Consider the following 15,717-nt stretch of genomic DNA (forward strand, 5'->3'; position numbering starts at 1 on the left):
GAGCGCGGAAACTGGACGCCACCTGCGGGATCGCGGATAAGGGCCGGATGACCCTACGCCTGCCTATAGACGATGCCATACCCGGCCTGCTGGACACCCTGCGGGCGCAGGGCCGTGCTGTGCTGCAAGCACCGCCCGGTGCGGGCAAGACCACGCGGGTTCCGCTGGCGATGCTGGAGGCGGGTCTGTGCGGCGGCAGGATCGTGATGCTGGAGCCGCGGCGGCTGGCGGCACGGGCCGCGGCAGAGCGGATGGCAGAGACGCTGGGAGAGCGCGCGGGCCAGAGTGTTGGCTACCGCGTGCGGGGCGATGCGAAAGTGTCAAAAGACACAAGGATCGAGGTGGTGACCGAGGGCATTCTGACCCGAATGCTGCAATCGGACCCTGACCTGCCGGGCATCGGGGCGGTGATCTTTGATGAATTCCACGAACGCTCGCTAAACGCGGATCTGGGGTTGGCCCTGTGCCTTGAGGTCACGGGCGCGCTGCGGGACGACCTGATTCTGCTGGCCATGTCGGCCACATTGGACGCGGACCCGGTGGGGCGCCTGATGGCCGCGCCGCTGGTTACGTCGGAAGGCCGGAGTTTTCCTGTCGAGATGCGCTTGCTGGACCGGCCCTTGGGGCCTCAGGCACGGCGGCTGGATGCATTGGTCGATCTGGTCGTTGAGGCCGAGCGCGAGACCCGCGCCATCGGTGGCGGAATCTTGGTGTTTCTGCCCGGTGAAGGTGAAATCCGGCGGGCTGAAGCAGCCCTGACCGGACGCCTGCCCGCCAGTTGCACGGTGCGCCCGCTGTTCGGAGCCATGCCCTTTGCGGCCCAGCGCGCAGCGATTGCCCCGGTTGAGACCGGGCGCAAGGTGGTGCTGGCGACGTCGATTGCCGAAACCTCGCTGACGATCCCCGATATCCGGGTGGTGGTGGATATGGGGCAAGCGCGGCGGGCGCGGTTTGATCCGGGCTCGGGCATGTCCCGGCTGGTGACCGAGCGGGTGACACGGGCCGAGGCCACGCAACGCGCGGGTCGTGCGGGCCGTGTGGCAGAGGGGCTGTGTTACCGGCTGTGGTCAAACGGGGAGGATGGCGCGCTGGCCGCGTACCCGCCTGCCGAGATTGAAGCCGCCGATCTGACCGGGCTGGCGCTGGAGCTGGCGCTGTGGGGCGCGGATGCCGCCGATCTGGCCTTTCTGACCCCGCCACCCGAAGGCGCGATGGCCGAGGCGCGCGCCCTTCTGGCGATGCTGGGCGCGCTGGACGGCAAGGGGCGGATCACCGAACACGGGCGGGCGCTGGCGGCGCTGCCGTTGCATCCCCGGCTGGGGCATATGCTGGTGCGGGCCGGACCGAGTGCCGCGCCTTTGGCCGCCTTGATGGCCGAGCGCGACCCCCTGCGCGGCGCGCCGGTGGATATCGCCTTGCGGCAAGAGGCACTGCGGGATGTGCGCACCTTTCAGCGCAACCGGGTCTGGCAGGTGAACATGGGCGCCGTGGATCGGATCAATGCCGAGGCCAAGCGGTTGAGGAAACAGGCCGGAAGCAAGACGGATGATCTGAGCGCTGCCGCCATGGCCGCCCTCGCCTATCCCGATCGTATCGGACAGCGGCGCAAGGGCGATGCGCCGCGTTATGTGTTGTCGGGGGGCAAAGGTGTCGTGCTGGACAGCGGCGATTCGCTGGCGGCGGCGCCTTTTCTGGTTGTCACCGACACCGATGGAAACCCGCGCGAGGCAAAGGTGCGGATGGCCACCCAGATTTCGGAACGCGAGATCCGCGAACTGTTCGCCGACCAGATCCATTGGGCCGAGGTTTGCGCCTGGTCAAAACGTGAGCGGCGGGTTGTGTCACGACAGCAGGAGCGGTTCGGAGCGATCACGCTGGACGACCGCATCTGGAAGGATGTTCCGGACAACGCCGTGGCGCGCGCGATGCTGGACGGGGTGCGCGATCTGGGGTTGCGGCTGGACGGGGCCGCCGCACGGCTGGCCGCGCGGGTGGAACTGGTGCGTGCCGACGGCGTGGACCTGCCCGACTTTTCGGTCGAGGGTCTTATGGCCGAGCTGGACGACTGGCTGTTGCCGATGCTGTCCGGTGTCAAAAGCGCGGAGGACTGGAAACGGTTTGACCCGCTGCCCGCCTTGCGCGCGCGGTTGGACTGGGCCCAGACCCAGGAGCTGGACCGCCGCGCGCCGGGATCGTTTGAAACACCGCTGGGGCGCAAGGTGCCGATCGACTATAGCGCGGCGGTCCCCGAAGTATCGGTTCGGTTGCAGGAGCTGTTCGGCGTGACCCGGCATCCGGTGGTAGGCGGACAGCCCCTGAAGATTACGCTGCTGTCCCCGGCGCAGCGCCCGATCCAGATTACCCGCGATCTGCCGGGGTTCTGGGCCGGGTCTTATGCGGATGTGCGCAAGGATATGCGGGCGCAATACCCCAAACATCCATGGCCCGAAGACCCGACACAGGCCGACCCGACGCTGAGGGCCAAACGCAGGCAGGAATAGACCCATTGCCGCGTTGCTTCCGGCAAGCGGCTCAGGATTTCGGGGCTGTTGCACGAAATCTCACAAATCACAGTAAATTGACCGAAGAACCGGTCATAATCAGAAATAAGCGGACATTTCATTGAAGTCTGGCATTATTGTTGTTACGTCACACAGGTTTCGAAGACAGAAACAGGATTTGAAGAACATCACATGAGCGCTTGGCTGCGAAATATCTGGGAAGAGGTCGGACGCCCCTTGTTCCTGCGCCCCCAAAGGGTGCAGTTTGCGGCCCTGTGCACGCGCAGGCATGAGGATCAGGACGAGGTTCTGCTGATCACCAGCCGCGAAACCGGGCGCTGGATCATCCCGAAAGGCTGGCCTGTCAATGGTCTGGACGGGTTGGAGACGGCGCTGCTGGAGGCGTGGGAAGAGGCTGGCGTGCGTGCAGATGCGGTCGACAAGGAGCCCGTCGGCCAATTCACCTATGACAAGATCTTCAAGGGGGGAACGGCCCAATCGGTCCTGACCCGTGTCTACCGGGTTTCCGTGCGCGAGCTGGCCGATGATTTTCCCGAAGTGGATAAGCGAAAACGTCAGTGGTTTTCACCGGCAGAAGCCGCCAAACGGGTGCAGGAGCCCGAGTTGCAGGCGCTGCTGCGACAGATGTAGCCGTTTCGCAACAAATTGATGACGGTCAGCTTGCCCCTGCACCGGGAAACCGTTAGCTGCGGGCGATCTGCGAAACTTTGACAAAGCCCATGTCTGACACAAACTCAAAACCGCGCTGGCAGGCGCTTGACACCGACCTGCAACGCATCTCGCGCGTCGAAATTGCCAATCTTCATGTCGCCCGCCCGCTGCTGGCGCCAGGAATTGCACTGGCGTTCATGGTGCTTGCCGGATTGATGGCGGCGGTGCTGTTTGGACGGGCCGACGGCACCTATATCGTCGTGGCTGCGGCCGCGTTCGGGGCCTATATGGCAATCAATATCGGCGCCAATGACGTGGCCAACAACATGGGTCCCGCGGTGGGTGCAAACGCGCTGACCATGGGCGGTGCCATCGTGATTGCCGCCGTTGCCGAAAGCGCGGGCGCGTTGCTTGCGGGGGGCGATGTGGTCTCGACCATCTCGAAGGGGATCATCGACCCGGCCTCGGTGCAGAACAGCAACGTGTTCATCTGGGCCATGATGGCGGCGCTGATCTCGTCCGCCATGTGGGTCAATCTGGCGACCTGGATCGGTGCGCCGGTGTCGACAACACATTCGGTTGTGGGCGGGGTCATGGGCGCGGGGATTGCCGCTGCCGGTCTGAGCGCGGTGAGCTGGGGCACGATGGGCGCGATTGCGGCCAGCTGGGTGATATCCCCGGTTCTAGGCGGCGTGATTGCGGCGGCATTCCTGGCGCTGATCAAGAACAAGATCCAGTATCAGGACGACAAGATCGCCGCCGCGCGGCGTTGGGTGCCGATCCTTGTGGCGGTGATGGCGGCGGCGTTTGCCACCTACCTGTCGGTCAAGGGTCTGAAGCGGATCGTCAAGATTGATCTGCAGATGGCGCTGCTGATCGGTCTGGGCAGCGGTGTGCTGGTCTGGGCGCTGACGGTTCCCTGGGTGCGTCGCAAGTCCGAGGGACTGGAGAACCGGACCCGGTCGCTGAAAACCCTGTTTGGCCTGCCATTGGTGATATCGGCCGCGTTTCTGAGCTTTGCCCACGGTGCCAATGACGTGGCCAACGCGGTCGGCCCCCTGGCGGCGATTGTCCACGCGGCGGAGTTCGGGGATTTCGCCCAAAAGGTTTCGATCCCGCTATGGGTGATGATCATCGGCGCGTTCGGGATATCGTTCGGCCTGTTTCTGTTCGGGCCCAAGTTGATCCGGATGGTCGGCAGCCAGATCACCAAGCTGAACCCGATGCGGGCCTTTTGCGTCGCACTGTCGGCGGCGATCACTGTCATTGTGGCCAGCTGGCTGGGCCTGCCGGTCAGTTCCACGCATATCGCCGTTGGCGCAATTTTCGGCGTCGGGTTCTATCGTGAGTGGCAGTCGGATCGCAGGCGGAAACAGAACAATGGGCGAAACGCGACAGCGCAGAAGCTGGCCCCGGAAGAATACCGGCGGCGCAAGCTGGTGCGGCGGTCGCATTTCATGACGATCATTGCGGCCTGGGTCGTGACCGTGCCTGCCGCAGCCGCCATGTCGGCCGTGATTTTCTGGATATTGACCAGATTCGTCTGACGACTGCGATCAAAGCCTGATCTGTTCCGGGGACAGCGGATGATCGGGCGCGTGTTTGATCAGGTCTGACACTTTCGTGCAAAGGGGGGTGGGCACCCCGGTTTCATGCCCCAGCCGAATGATATGGCCCTGAAGGCTGTCAATTTCCGTTTGCCGCTCGGCCATCAGGTCATAGGCCATCGAGGTCCGGGCGGTGGGATCGATGGTGAGCATCCGCGCTGCGATCCGGCTGAACAAGGGTGTCGGCAAGCGTAGGATATGCGGCGTCATCCACGCCGGAAGCGGCGTTGTCGAGGCCACCGGATGCCCGGCCGCCTTGAGAACCAACAGCGCCTCGGCCATCTGGTCGGCCATGAGGTTGCGCCAGTCACGGCTGAGCAGCTGATCCACAAGCGGCAGGCCCGACAGCGCGTTCAGCGCATTGTTCAGATTGATCACCAGCTTGCCCCATTGCACCGCCTCGATCCGGTCAGTTGCGATAACGGGCAGGTCCGGGCTGCTGAGGGCGGTGGCCAGATCGCCGGGGCCGTTCTGGATGACAATTTCGCCTGATGTGGCCCGGTGATAGGTGGCGGGGCCGTTCGGGACCACGTTAAAGGGGACCATACCCGCGCGCACATCCCGACCGGGCAGCGCCTTGCGCAGGGTTGCCGCGTTCTCGATCCCGTTTTGCCAGGACAGGACGGGCGCGTCCCGACAGGCGGCGTCCGCGATGTGACCGGCCATATCCGCCGTCGCCCCGGATTTGACGGTGACAATGACCAGCTCGGCTTGATCCAGGCAGGCAGGATCGGTGCTGAGTGTCAGGGCTTCCGCCGCAACATGGGCATTGAGGCCATCGTAATCCGTGACCGCCAGCCCATGTTCGCGGATGGGGTCCAGTACACGGGCACGGCCCAGCAAGGTCACCGCATGCCCCGAGCGGGCCAGTAAACCGCCGCAGTAGCAGCCGATGCTGCCCGCGCCTGCGATGACAAGTTTCATGATACCCCCTCTGGTATACCAGAAAGGATCACCGCAAACGGACGGTTACACAAGCCCACTCGCCCCTGACGCCGCTCGCGGGCGGGCCAGCCGGGGCTTTGTGCGCTCAAACTGTTCCGAAATGGCAATAAATTCGCGGTTATCCCCTGTCGGAAGATGGAAGGCGCCATTGACCCAATCGGCGCTTTTCCACTCATGAATCGCCGTCTCGATCTTTTCTTTCGAGGATGAGACGAAATTCCACCAGATATAGCGATCCTTGTTCAAAGTGGCGCCGCCCAGCAGCATCAGCCGCGCACCCTGCGGACCCGCTCGGGTCGACAACCTGTCACCGGGGCGGAACACCATCATGCGGCCTTCGTCGAATGTGTCGCCAGCAATCTCGATTGATCCTTGCGTGACATAGACACCGCGATCCTCATGGTCGTCGGGCAGCGGGAAAGTCGCGCCGGGGGCGAGTTCAACATCCAGATAAAAGGTCTCGGACAGCATCGTCACGGGGCTGGATTCGCCATAAGCAGTGCCGAGGATCAGCCGTGCGCTGACGCCCTTGTCTTGGATATGGGGCAGCGCGCCTTGCTTGTGGTGTTCGAACTCGGGGGTCATATCCTCATGCGTTTCGGGCAGGGCAAGCCAGGTCTGAATGCCGAACAGCTTGTGGCCTTTACCGCGCGTTTCTTCGCTGGTGCGCTCGGAATGGGTCACGCCACGGCCTGCAACCATCCAGTTGACCTCGCCGGGGTAAATCATCTGGTGAGTGCCGAGGCTGTCGCGATGTTCGAATTCGCCCTGATAGAGGTAAGTGACGGTTCCCAGCCCGATATGGGGGTGCGGACGCACGTCAATGCCGCCTTCGGTGACAAATTCTGCCGGGCCGACCTGATCGAAGAAGATGAACGGGCCAACCAGTTGGCGTTTGACCGATGGCAGCGCGCGGCGCACCTCGAACCCGCCCAGATCGCGGGCGCGGGGAATGATGAGCGTTTCCAGCGCGCCGTTTTCAGCTGCGTCGGGGGTGTGGGACGGGTTCCAGCTCACATTCGTATCCTCGGCCTTTTTGATCATCCAAAGCAGGTCTGCATTCGCTAAGTCAAAATATATGCAGGCCCGGGCCCGGCGTCAGTGCAGCCCTGCACGGGGGACGTGCATATTTGCGGCATTCGCGCGTGGTGGTGCATATTGATATAACCCCTAACTAGGGATAAATGATTGCCATGACACACGAGACTCAAAACCGAGAAAATCAGGCCCTGGTATTGGCCCTGTTGCGCAGCCAGCAGTTGTTCATGCGTGCCATGGGACCGGTGTTTCGCGCCGGGGGTCTGACGGCACCTCAGTGGGATGCGCTGGAGACCCTGAACACCAAAGGTGCGCTGTCGATCAATGACCTGTTGCGCCTGACGCTGTCCACATCCGGCAATCTGGATGTTGTCGTCAAAAACCTGATTCAGGCCGGTCTGGTGGAGAAGACCGTTGATGAAACCGACAAGCGCGCCCGCGTTTTACGCCTGACAGAAGCCGGAAAACAGAAAGTGGCCGCGTTCATGCCCGTCCACAATCAGGCGCTGGAGCAGATATTCGGACGCCTGAGCACCGAAACCAGACGCGAGACAATCAGAACGCTCAACCAGCTTCGCAAAAAGCTGCCCCAACCACAGAAAGGCGAGACATGACCAACAAAACCTTCCTGACCGCGCATGGTGTGATCTACATGTTTTTCGCATTGGCGCTTTTATTTGCGCCAACCATCCTTTGGCCCAATTATGGACTGCAACTGAACGATCGGTATGCCGTGTTTCTGTCGCAGCATAATGCGATCTTTCTGGGTGGCATCGGCCTAATCAGCTTCCTGTTTCGAAACACTGAAACCGGTACCGAGACGGCACAGAACATCCTGAAAGGTCTGATGGGGACCAACATATTGGGCGTTGTCATCACGCTTTATGCCTGTCTTACCGGGGTGTTCACCGGCTTTGGCTGGTCCGACCCCATCTTCTTTGCGCTGCTTGCCATTCTGAGCTTTGTGCAGCTTGGCAGGAACCGCTGACCACACCCCCTACCCCTGAACGTGGAGCATTTGACCATGAGTACGATGAAAATCTGGGATCTGCATCTGGCCTATGACGGACCCGTAACCGCAGAATTTCTGGCCGGAACAAAGGAACTGGCTGAAAGCATCGCCCAGGAACCCGGTGTCGTCTGGAAGATCTGGACTGTCGAAGAAGGCACGAACCATTTCGGATCGACCTATCTGTTTCGCGATCGCGCCAGTCTGGAGACCTACAAGGCGATGCACCTGAAACGCCTTGAGGCCATCGGGGTCGCAGTGACCTCGGATCATGTCTTTGACATCATGGAAGACCTCAGCGCGATCAACAACGCGCCGATACACGGCTGACGGACCCGGAGAGTACCCGCGCCATCAACCAGCCAAACGCTTTGCATAGGTGGCGCGGGTCATCTCGACATCCTGCACGGTGATGCTGCCGACCTCGGGCAAGGTTTGGGCCAGAACGTCCAGAATGATGGCGTTAAGCTCGGCCCGTGTGGCCTCATCCCGGCCACGCATCAACAGCAGCGTGGCATGCACGAAGGTCTGCGGTTGCGTGCCGATGAAGGAATAGGCAATCGGTGCGGCGCGGATCTTGAGCGCTGAGGCGTCGATTTCATCATGCTTTGCGAGAACAGCATGCAGCCGCTCGCAAATCATCTGGAAATCATGAGTGTCGTCCAGAGATTTGGAAAATTCCAGTGTGACGTGAGGCATTGAATGCTCCGAAGGTCATGAGAGAGCCTGATGGCCCTCTCGAAACTGCAAGGTGATCCTAAACGCCAAGACACCAGCGCATTACGGCCTTTTGTGCGTGCAGGCGGTTTTCGGCCTCATCGAAGATGACCGAGTTCGGGCCGTCCATGACCTCGGAGGTTGCTTCTTCCTCACGATGCGCGGGCAGGCAGTGCATGAACAGCGCGTCGGGTTTGGCATGTGACATGAGTTCCGCGTTGACCTGATAGGGGCGCAGCATGTTGTGGCGGCGTTCCTTGGCGGATTGGCTGTCATGCATCGAAACCCAGGTGTCGGCCACCACCAGATCAGCGCCCTCGACCGCTTTGTGCGGGTCCCGTTCGATGACGACTCGGGACCCCTTCTGGCGGGCAAACCCCATGAACTCTTCTTCCGGATCAAGCTGGGCCGGGCCGGAGAAGGTCAGATCGAAGCCGAACTGACCGGCGGCGTGCAGGAAGGAGGCGCAGACATTGTTGCCGTCGCCGGTCCAGACCACTTTCTTGCCCGCAATGGGGCCGCGGTGCTCCTCGAACGTCAAAACATCGGCCATGATCTGGCAGGGATGGGTGCGGTCGGTCAGGCCGTTGATGACGGGCACGTCGGAATATTCGGCCATCTCGGTCAGGATGGTTTCATCGAAGGTGCGGATCATGATCATGTCGACATAGCGCGACAGCACACGGGCGGTATCGGCAATGGTTTCGCCGTGACCGAGCTGCATGTCCTTGCCCGACAGCACCATGGTCTGGCCACCCATCTGGCGCACACCCACGTCAAAGGACACGCGCGTCCGGGTCGAGGGCTTTTCGAAGATCAGCGCGACCATACGGTCTTTCAGCGGCTGTTCGTCGTCAGGGGCGGCCTTGGGACGGCCCAGACGCGCCAGTTTCATCGCGCCCGCCTGATCGATCATGGACCGCAGCGCGGTGGCATCAGTTTTGTGGATATCGAGAAAATGGTTCATATCGCTTCGCTTTTGGCTGGTCGGGCGGTGGGGGCCAGCCCCCACACCCCCGGAGTATTTGGGAAAAGATGAAGCTCAGGCAGTTGCGAGCTGGGTTTCGATCTGATTGGCGGCCTTTTCGAGGCGGATCATGGCCTGGGCGATGTCATCCTCGGTCAGGGTCAGGGGGGGCAGCAGGCGGATGACGTTGTCGGCGGCGGGGACGGTGATGACCAGATTGTCATAGCCCGCATTGACCACATCAATATTCGGCGCCTTGCATTTCAGGCCGAGCATCAGGCCCGATCCGCGCACCTCTTCGAAGACCTCGGGGTGATCGGCGACCAGGCCTTCGAGTTTCTGGCGCAACAGGCCAGCCTTGCGGTTGACACCTTCGAGAAAGGCGGGTGTGGCGACCTGATCGATCACCGCACAGCCCACGGCGCAGCCCAGCGGGTTGCCGCCATAGGTGGAGCCATGCGTGCCTGCGGTCATACCGGACGCCGCATCTTCGGTTGCCAGCACAGCGCCGAGGGGGAAACCACCGCCGATGCCTTTGGCGACCATCATGATATCCGGGGTGATCCCGGCCCATTCATGGGCGAAGAGCCTGCCGGTCCGACCGACGCCGCATTGCACCTCGTCCAGGATCAGCAGCAGACCGTGTTCGTCGCAAATGGCGCGCAGGGCCTTGAGTTCGGCATCGGGTACGGGGCGGATGCCACCCTCGCCCTGAATCGGTTCGATCAGGATGGCTGCGGTATTTTCCGTGATGACGTCGGTGACACCGTCGAGATCGCCAAAGGTGACGTGGACAAAGCCCGGCAAAAGCGGGCCAAAGCCTTTGGTCATCTTCTCGGACCCGGCCGCAGCGATGCCCGCCGACGACCGGCCATGGAAGGAGCCATCGAAGGTGATGATCTCAACCCGTTCGGGCTGGTCTTTGTCATAGAAATACTTGCGGGCCATTTTCACGGCCAGTTCACAGGCTTCGGTACCGGAATTCGTAAAGAATACCGTATCCGCAAAGGTGTGTTCGACCAGCTTGTCTGCCAGCGCCTGCTGTTGCGGGATGTTGTAGAGGTTCGAGACATGCCACAGCGCATGGGCCTGTTCCGTAAGGGCGGCCACCAGCGCCGGATGGGCGTGGCCCAGCGCGTTCACCGCGATCCCTGCGCCGAGGTCCAGAAAACGTCGGCCATCCGCCTCGGTCAGCCAGGCGCCTTCGCCCTTTACAAATGACAGGGGCGCGCGGTTATAGGTCGGCAGAACGGACGGGATCATGGGATCATCCTTTTCGGGTCGTTTGAGCCTCGTGAGTGATACACGAAGGCCCGGTTCGTCAACAGATTTGGTGAGATTTGTGCCAATTTGGCAGGCACATGGGATCAAACAGGCCGATTACGCAGAGAGGCGTCGGCGTCGGAGCAGCTGGATATGTGCGCGTTTGATCATGGCCGCTCTATAGACGTGAAAAGACAGCCTGAAAACCCTATTATTGCCGCAGGGTCAAAATTACCGCCGGAGCATTACGCCGAGCGCCAGCGGTCGAGCTTGCCCATGCCGCGGGTGAAAGCCCAGGCAAGGATGCGGGGCATGCCTTTTGCGACGAGGGCATCGACGCAATGAGACTGGAACTCTTCCAACGATGCGTCGGGGTGGCGGAACGCACCGTTTTCGTAACACAGCGAGCAGTAACGCGTGCTGCGCCCGCCGTCAGCTTCGGACCCGCCGCCCTGGGGATCTTTTGACAGCGGCATGCCGCAACTTTGGCATTTGGGACCCATGATGCATGTCCTTGCAGAGAATGACTGTCTGACATAGGATCAAAACCATGGAGTTGAGTCAACGGTTTTGAAACATGCGGATCGGGGAACTTGCGCGGCGCAGCGGGCTGAGCCGCGACACGCTGAGGTTTTATGAACGCCAAGGGCTGATCCGGTCAGGCCCGGGGCCGGACAACACGAACAGCTATCGCGACTATCCCGAAGACGCGCTGATCACGCTGGAGCAAGTTGCCGATGCACAGGCGGCAGGCATCAGCATTGCAGAACTGGTCATGTTGCTGGGGCAGTTGGAAGCCGCCGATCCCGACAGCTTTGACGGCGAGGCGTTTTTGCAGGACCGGATTGACGAGGTCGAAGCGCGGATTGTGCGGGCGGAGCGGTTTCTTGACAGCCTCAAACAAGCCAAGGCGGCGCTGGCGGCCCCACCGGTTTTGCGCTGAGCGCTGAATTGCGTCTTGCCAAGGCCCCCGTTTTGGCGCACCGCTTTCGCCCATGTTCACCCCGAAGGCGCAAAATCCTGCTTTGGCCGCAGGGCTGATCTTTGTCGCGACCGCCTTTATCGCGGCGACGACGCTGTTGGCCAAGGCATTGGGGACGGATACACTCGGGCCTCCCTTGCACGCGATGCAGATCAGTCACGGACGGTTTCTGTTTGCTCTGCTTGCCATCCTGTCGGCAGTCGCAGTGCTTCGTCCCCGGCTGGGGCGGCCCCATTGGGGGCTGCATATCGGGCGAACCAGCTTTGGCTGGGCCGGGGTGACGTTGATGTTCGCGTCTGTTGCGTTCATTCCGATGGCGGATGCGACGGCGATCTCCTTTCTGAACCCGGTCTTTGGCATGGTCCTGGCCATTCCGCTATTGGGGGAACGCGTCGGCCCGTGGCGCTGGCTGGCGGCGGCCGTGGCCCTTGTGGGTGCGGTAATCCTGCTGCGCCCGACACCTGCAAGTTTTCAGCCCGCCGCCCTTCTGGCGCTGGCTGCGGCTGCGTTTATCGGGATGGAGCTGATCTTTATCAAGAAACTGTCGGGGCGTGAGGCCCCGATCCAGATTCTGCTGATCAACAACACGATGGGGCTGGTGATCGCCACGGTCGCGGTCAGCTTTGTTTTTCACATGCCTACGCCACAGCAATGGGTTGCGCTGGTGGGGATCGGCCTGCTGATGGCCTGCGCGCAGGTTTGTTTCATCAACGGCATGGCACGGGCGGACGCCTCATTCGTGGCCCCGATCAGCTATGCCACACTGATTTTTGCCGCGCTGTACGATTTTGCGGTGTTTGATGTGATCCCCGACCGGATCAGCCTGATTGGTGCGGTCACGATTCTGACCGGAGGGCTGATCCTGGTCTGGCGCGAGGCGGTAAACCGCCGGACCTGACTGAAAAATCCGCCCCGGCGGTTCAGGGGCGACCTTTGTGTCGCAAATCCCCATGAACGGCAACGTGACCGACGCATTCTGGGCTGAGTTGATTTGCGAGTTTGTTATGCATGAACGCCGAATACCTGAATGGGTACGCCACGCGCCTGCCCCATCGGTGCGCGATTTCGGGATTCTGGCCGGAATCGAAGCCGTGGTGCGCGGTATTCTGATTTCGGTCTTTCCGCTGGCGATGTACCGGGCGCTGGGCGATGCCTCGTCCGTGTCATTCCTGTATTTCCTGATTGGCATCCTGTCCCTGCTGGTCGGGTTGATGGTGCCGTTCCTGATCCGTTTTGTACCGCGCAGATGGGCCTATTCCACCGGTTGCGTCATGTTCATCTGTGGTGCATCGCTGGCGATCGTGGGCAGCCCCGAGGCCGTTGTCGGCGCATTGGCCCTGAATACCATGGCCGCGGTTGTCACTTTCATCTGCTTCAACACTTATGTGCTGGATTACATCAGCAAGATCGAACTTGGCCGGTGCGAGACCAGCCGCATGTTCTACAGCGCTTTGGGATGGACGGGCGGCCCAATGGCCGGTGTTCTGCTGATGGAGCTTTGGCGCCCTGCCCCGTTTGTCATCAGTGCCGGAGCGGCGCTGGTCATGCTGGCGCAGTTCTGGCGCATGCGTCTGGGCAATGGCAAGCTGATCACCAAGGCCCGTGGTCCGGCCAACAACCCGTTGGCCTTTCTTCCCCGGTTCTTTGTCCAACCCCGACTGGTTGCCGGATATCTGTTTGCAATGATCCGGTCCTGCGGGTGGTGGATATATGTGGTCTACCTGCCCATTTTCGCCATCCAAAACGGGCTGGGAGAACAACTGGGCGGCATCCTTCTGTCATGCACTAACGCCATGCTGCTGGCCGCCCCGTTGATCCTGCGCTGGGTCCAGACGCGGTCGCTCAGGTCGGCTGTTCGCATCGGGTTTGCCGCCGCGGGGGCCTGCTTTTTCGCAGCCGGATTGGTCGCGGGATGGCCGGTTGCCTCGGTGGCTGCGCTGGTTCTGGGGTCTGTCTGGCTGATCGTTCTGGATATCTGCGCCGGATTGCCCTTCCTTATGGCCGTTAAACCGTCTGAGCGAACTGAGATGTCGGCGATTTATTCCAGTTACCGCGATGTCTCGGGCATTCTGACGCCCGGTGTTGCATCTCTGGTCTTGCTGGTGGCGCCGGTGGCCGGTGTGTTCGCGGCAGGCGGGATTGCTTTGTTTGGGGCATGGGCTGTCTCGGCCCGCTTGCATCCGCGGCTGGGCGAACCCAAGCCTGCCCTGTCGCCCGATAGGCTGGCAGAGCCCGGTTAAGCCTTAAGCCGATAGCCGGTGCGCAGCATTTGCCAGGTGATCAGCCCGATGGCCAGCGTGGCAAAACCACAAACTGCCATGCCCAACCACGGTGAGCTGTCGGACACGCCGATCATGCCGTAACGCAGCCCATCGATCAGGTAGAAGACCGGGTTCAGATGGGTCAGACGGTTCAGGACAGGAGGCAGCGCCTCGACCGAATAGAAGGTGCCCGACAGGAAAGCCAGAGGTGTGACGATGAAGTTGGTGATCGCGGCCATCTGATCGAATTTGTTTGCAAAGATCCCGGCAAACAGGCCCAGTGCGCCCATGAAGGCGCCCCCCAGAACAACAAAGATCAGTGCAATCAACGGGTGCTGGGGCGCGATGGACAGCAAAACCAGCAACGCAACTGAAATCACCAGCGCGATCATCAAGCCACGGGCAATGCCACCGGCGAGATACCCCAGAAGGATCTCGAGCGGGGACAGCGGCGGCATCAGCGTGTCGACGATATTGCCCTGCACCTTGGCAATCACCATCGAAGAGGAGGTATTGGCAAAGGCGTTCTGGATCACCGTCATCATCAGGATTCCCGGTGCCAGAAAAACCACAAACGGCACGCCCATGACGTCAGGGCGGCTGGGCCCGATGGCGATGGTGAAGATCAGCAGGAACAGGCCAGCCGTGACCAGAGGCGCCAGAACGGTCTGCGTCCAGACCGAAAGAAAGCGTCGGATTTCGCGCTGCGCCAGCGTGTAAAGCCCCATCCAGTTGACCGCCCCAAAGCTGCGTTCGGTCTGTTCTGCGGGATTCTGCATGCTTTGCCCTCAACCTGATTCGAAGACAGCTTGTAACTCGGGCCGCAGTGTTTAGAATAGGGGGCTGAGACGAATTCCCAAGGCGGCCCGAATCCGGGGCCGCTTTCCGCTTTTGAAAGGCTGACGATGTCCTGGACAGACGAGCGCGTAGAACTGCTGAAGAAGATGTGGGGCGAAGGCCAGTCGGCCAGCCAGATCGCCAAGGAACTGGGTGGCGTGACCCGCAACGCGGTGATTGGCAAGGTCCACCGCCTGGGTCTGTCCAACCGGACAGCAGGCGCAGCCCCGGCCAAGTCCGAACCGAAAGAGAAACCGGCACCCGCGCCCAAGGCCGAAGCCAAGCCCAGGCCCACGCCAAAGACAGAGCCGGCGCGCCCGGCTGCTGCTGCCGAGGCGAAACCCGCCGTTCCGGCGCGCCGCCAGATCATCCCGGCCGGCCAGCCATTGCCGCCACAGCCCTCGGCCAACGAGATCAGCCCCGAGGCGCTGGCCAAGGTCAACGAGATCGAGAAGAAAGCCAAGAAGCTGACGCTGATGGAACTGACCGAGAAGACCTGCAAATGGCCTGTGGGCGACCCCGCGACCGAGGATTTCTGGTTCTGCGGCCTGCCGGTTGAGGCAGGCAAACCCTATTGCGAGGCGCATGTGGGCGTGGCTTTCCAGCCGATGAGTTCGCGCCGCGACCGGCGGCGGTAATAGCGAACACCAGAACCTAAATCATGTCTATAGAACGTGAAAAGGGCGCAGGCGTTTCGCCACGCCCTTTACCGGAGGCGTTGTATAGTCAAGAACGACGCAAGACGTAACGAGCTCTTACAAAGAAAACACCCTCGCTGAATGCTGCGAGGGTGTTTTAGTTCGGAGCGTCAACTTTGCGGATGGGGTGGATGGCGTCTGCAGCCAACCGTCGCGCTTTGCGGCAAACTGCAGAAGACATCTTCTGCAAGGAAAGGAGCCCCACCATGGAAGTCACGAC

Annotated in this window: 17 protein-coding genes; 10 read left to right on the plus strand and 7 right to left on the minus strand. The window is 61.6% G+C overall.

Features of this window, described 5'->3' with window-relative positions; translation table 11 throughout:
* Window positions 1-47 precede the first annotated feature (47 nt).
* The 3 genes from hrpB to ACR0DS_RS17200 all read left to right on the plus strand — a co-directional run bounded on the left by hrpB (window position 48) and on the right by ACR0DS_RS17200 (window position 4,720).
* A complete protein-coding gene (gene hrpB / locus ACR0DS_RS17190; protein ID WP_480560339.1) occupies window positions 48-2,501 on the plus strand; it encodes an ATP-dependent helicase HrpB in 2,454 nt (817 codons plus the stop codon).
* 192 nt (window positions 2,502-2,693) lie between these two features.
* Window positions 2,694-3,152, plus strand: coding sequence for an NUDIX hydrolase (locus ACR0DS_RS17195; RefSeq protein ID WP_209505701.1), 459 nt, complete (start codon window positions 2,694-2,696; stop codon window positions 3,150-3,152).
* Window positions 3,153-3,241: 89 nt separating this feature from the next.
* Window positions 3,242-4,720 carry an inorganic phosphate transporter gene (locus tag ACR0DS_RS17200; RefSeq protein WP_480560341.1) on the plus strand — a complete coding sequence of 493 codons (1,479 nt, stop codon included), beginning with the start codon at window positions 3,242-3,244 and terminating at the stop codon, window positions 4,718-4,720.
* A gap of 9 nt (window positions 4,721-4,729) precedes the next feature.
* On the opposite strand, the gene ACR0DS_RS17205 is transcribed toward ACR0DS_RS17200, so the two are convergent.
* Window positions 4,730-5,704 carry a 2-dehydropantoate 2-reductase gene (locus tag ACR0DS_RS17205; RefSeq protein ID WP_480546397.1) on the minus strand — a complete coding sequence of 325 codons (975 nt, stop codon included), beginning with the start codon at window positions 5,702-5,704 and terminating at the stop codon, window positions 4,730-4,732.
* Window positions 5,705-5,749: 45 nt separating this feature from the next.
* Complete coding sequence (locus ACR0DS_RS17210; RefSeq protein ID WP_480560345.1) at window positions 5,750-6,742, minus strand: pirin family protein; 993 nt, start codon at window positions 6,740-6,742, stop codon at window positions 5,750-5,752.
* A 176-nt stretch (window positions 6,743-6,918) separates the two neighbouring features.
* On the opposite strand from ACR0DS_RS17210, the gene ACR0DS_RS17215 reads away from it, so the two are divergent.
* The 3 genes from ACR0DS_RS17215 to ACR0DS_RS17225 are packed head-to-tail and all read left to right on the plus strand — an operon-like array spanning window position 6,919 to window position 8,102.
* Window positions 6,919-7,377 carry a MarR family winged helix-turn-helix transcriptional regulator gene (locus tag ACR0DS_RS17215; RefSeq protein WP_480473645.1) on the plus strand — a complete coding sequence of 153 codons (459 nt, stop codon included), beginning with the start codon at window positions 6,919-6,921 and terminating at the stop codon, window positions 7,375-7,377.
* Window positions 7,374-7,751: a hypothetical protein gene (locus ACR0DS_RS17220; RefSeq protein ID WP_480473647.1), complete on the plus strand. Its 378-nt coding sequence runs from the start codon at window positions 7,374-7,376 to the stop codon at window positions 7,749-7,751. The genes ACR0DS_RS17215 and ACR0DS_RS17220 overlap by 4 nt, the downstream gene beginning before the upstream one ends.
* A gap of 36 nt (window positions 7,752-7,787) precedes the next feature.
* Window positions 7,788-8,102: a monooxygenase gene (locus tag ACR0DS_RS17225; RefSeq protein ID WP_480473648.1), complete on the plus strand. Its 315-nt coding sequence runs from the start codon at window positions 7,788-7,790 to the stop codon at window positions 8,100-8,102.
* A 24-nt stretch (window positions 8,103-8,126) separates the two neighbouring features.
* Here ACR0DS_RS17225 and ACR0DS_RS17230 read toward each other — a convergent pair whose 3' ends face one another.
* The 4 genes from ACR0DS_RS17230 to ACR0DS_RS17245 all read right to left on the minus strand — a co-directional run bounded on the left by ACR0DS_RS17230 (window position 8,127) and on the right by ACR0DS_RS17245 (window position 11,222).
* Entirely contained in the window at window positions 8,127-8,471 is a 345-nt protein-coding gene (locus ACR0DS_RS17230) for a 5-carboxymethyl-2-hydroxymuconate Delta-isomerase (protein WP_480473649.1), read from the minus strand.
* Window positions 8,472-8,529: 58 nt separating this feature from the next.
* Window positions 8,530-9,456: an ornithine carbamoyltransferase gene (gene argF, locus ACR0DS_RS17235; protein ID WP_480484533.1), complete on the minus strand. Its 927-nt coding sequence runs from the start codon at window positions 9,454-9,456 to the stop codon at window positions 8,530-8,532.
* Window positions 9,457-9,531: 75 nt separating this feature from the next.
* Window positions 9,532-10,719 carry an acetylornithine transaminase gene (locus ACR0DS_RS17240; protein ID WP_480484534.1) on the minus strand — a complete coding sequence of 396 codons (1,188 nt, stop codon included), beginning with the start codon at window positions 10,717-10,719 and terminating at the stop codon, window positions 9,532-9,534.
* Between the two features lie 245 nt (window positions 10,720-10,964).
* On the minus strand, window positions 10,965-11,222 hold the full coding sequence (locus ACR0DS_RS17245; RefSeq protein ID WP_480507823.1) for a zinc ribbon domain-containing protein: 258 nt from the start codon (window positions 11,220-11,222) through the stop codon (window positions 10,965-10,967).
* A gap of 74 nt (window positions 11,223-11,296) precedes the next feature.
* On the opposite strand from ACR0DS_RS17245, the gene ACR0DS_RS17250 reads away from it, so the two are divergent.
* The 3 genes from ACR0DS_RS17250 (at window position 11,297) to ACR0DS_RS17260 (ending at window position 13,941) form a co-directional block, all read left to right on the plus strand.
* Window positions 11,297-11,662 (plus strand): MerR family transcriptional regulator, encoded by a 366-nt coding sequence (locus tag ACR0DS_RS17250; protein WP_209505680.1) that lies wholly within the window; start codon window positions 11,297-11,299, stop codon window positions 11,660-11,662.
* A gap of 52 nt (window positions 11,663-11,714) precedes the next feature.
* Window positions 11,715-12,599 (plus strand): DMT family transporter, encoded by an 885-nt coding sequence (locus ACR0DS_RS17255; protein WP_480560343.1) that lies wholly within the window; start codon window positions 11,715-11,717, stop codon window positions 12,597-12,599.
* A gap of 106 nt (window positions 12,600-12,705) precedes the next feature.
* Window positions 12,706-13,941 (plus strand): MFS transporter, encoded by a 1,236-nt coding sequence (locus ACR0DS_RS17260; RefSeq protein ID WP_480560347.1) that lies wholly within the window; start codon window positions 12,706-12,708, stop codon window positions 13,939-13,941.
* Here the strand turns inward: ACR0DS_RS17260 and ACR0DS_RS17265 are convergent.
* Window positions 13,938-14,741, minus strand: a complete 804-nt coding sequence (locus tag ACR0DS_RS17265) for an ABC transporter permease (RefSeq protein WP_209505676.1) — start codon at window positions 14,739-14,741, stop codon at window positions 13,938-13,940. The genes ACR0DS_RS17260 and ACR0DS_RS17265 overlap by 4 nt on opposite strands.
* 126 nt (window positions 14,742-14,867) lie before the next feature.
* Here ACR0DS_RS17265 and ACR0DS_RS17270 point away from each other — a divergent pair, with 126 nt between their 5' ends.
* A complete protein-coding gene (locus ACR0DS_RS17270) occupies window positions 14,868-15,437 on the plus strand; it encodes a GcrA family cell cycle regulator (RefSeq protein ID WP_209505674.1) in 570 nt (189 codons plus the stop codon).
* Window positions 15,438-15,717 lie beyond the last annotated feature (280 nt).

This window comes from Ruegeria sp. AF5 (assembly GCF_056541905.1).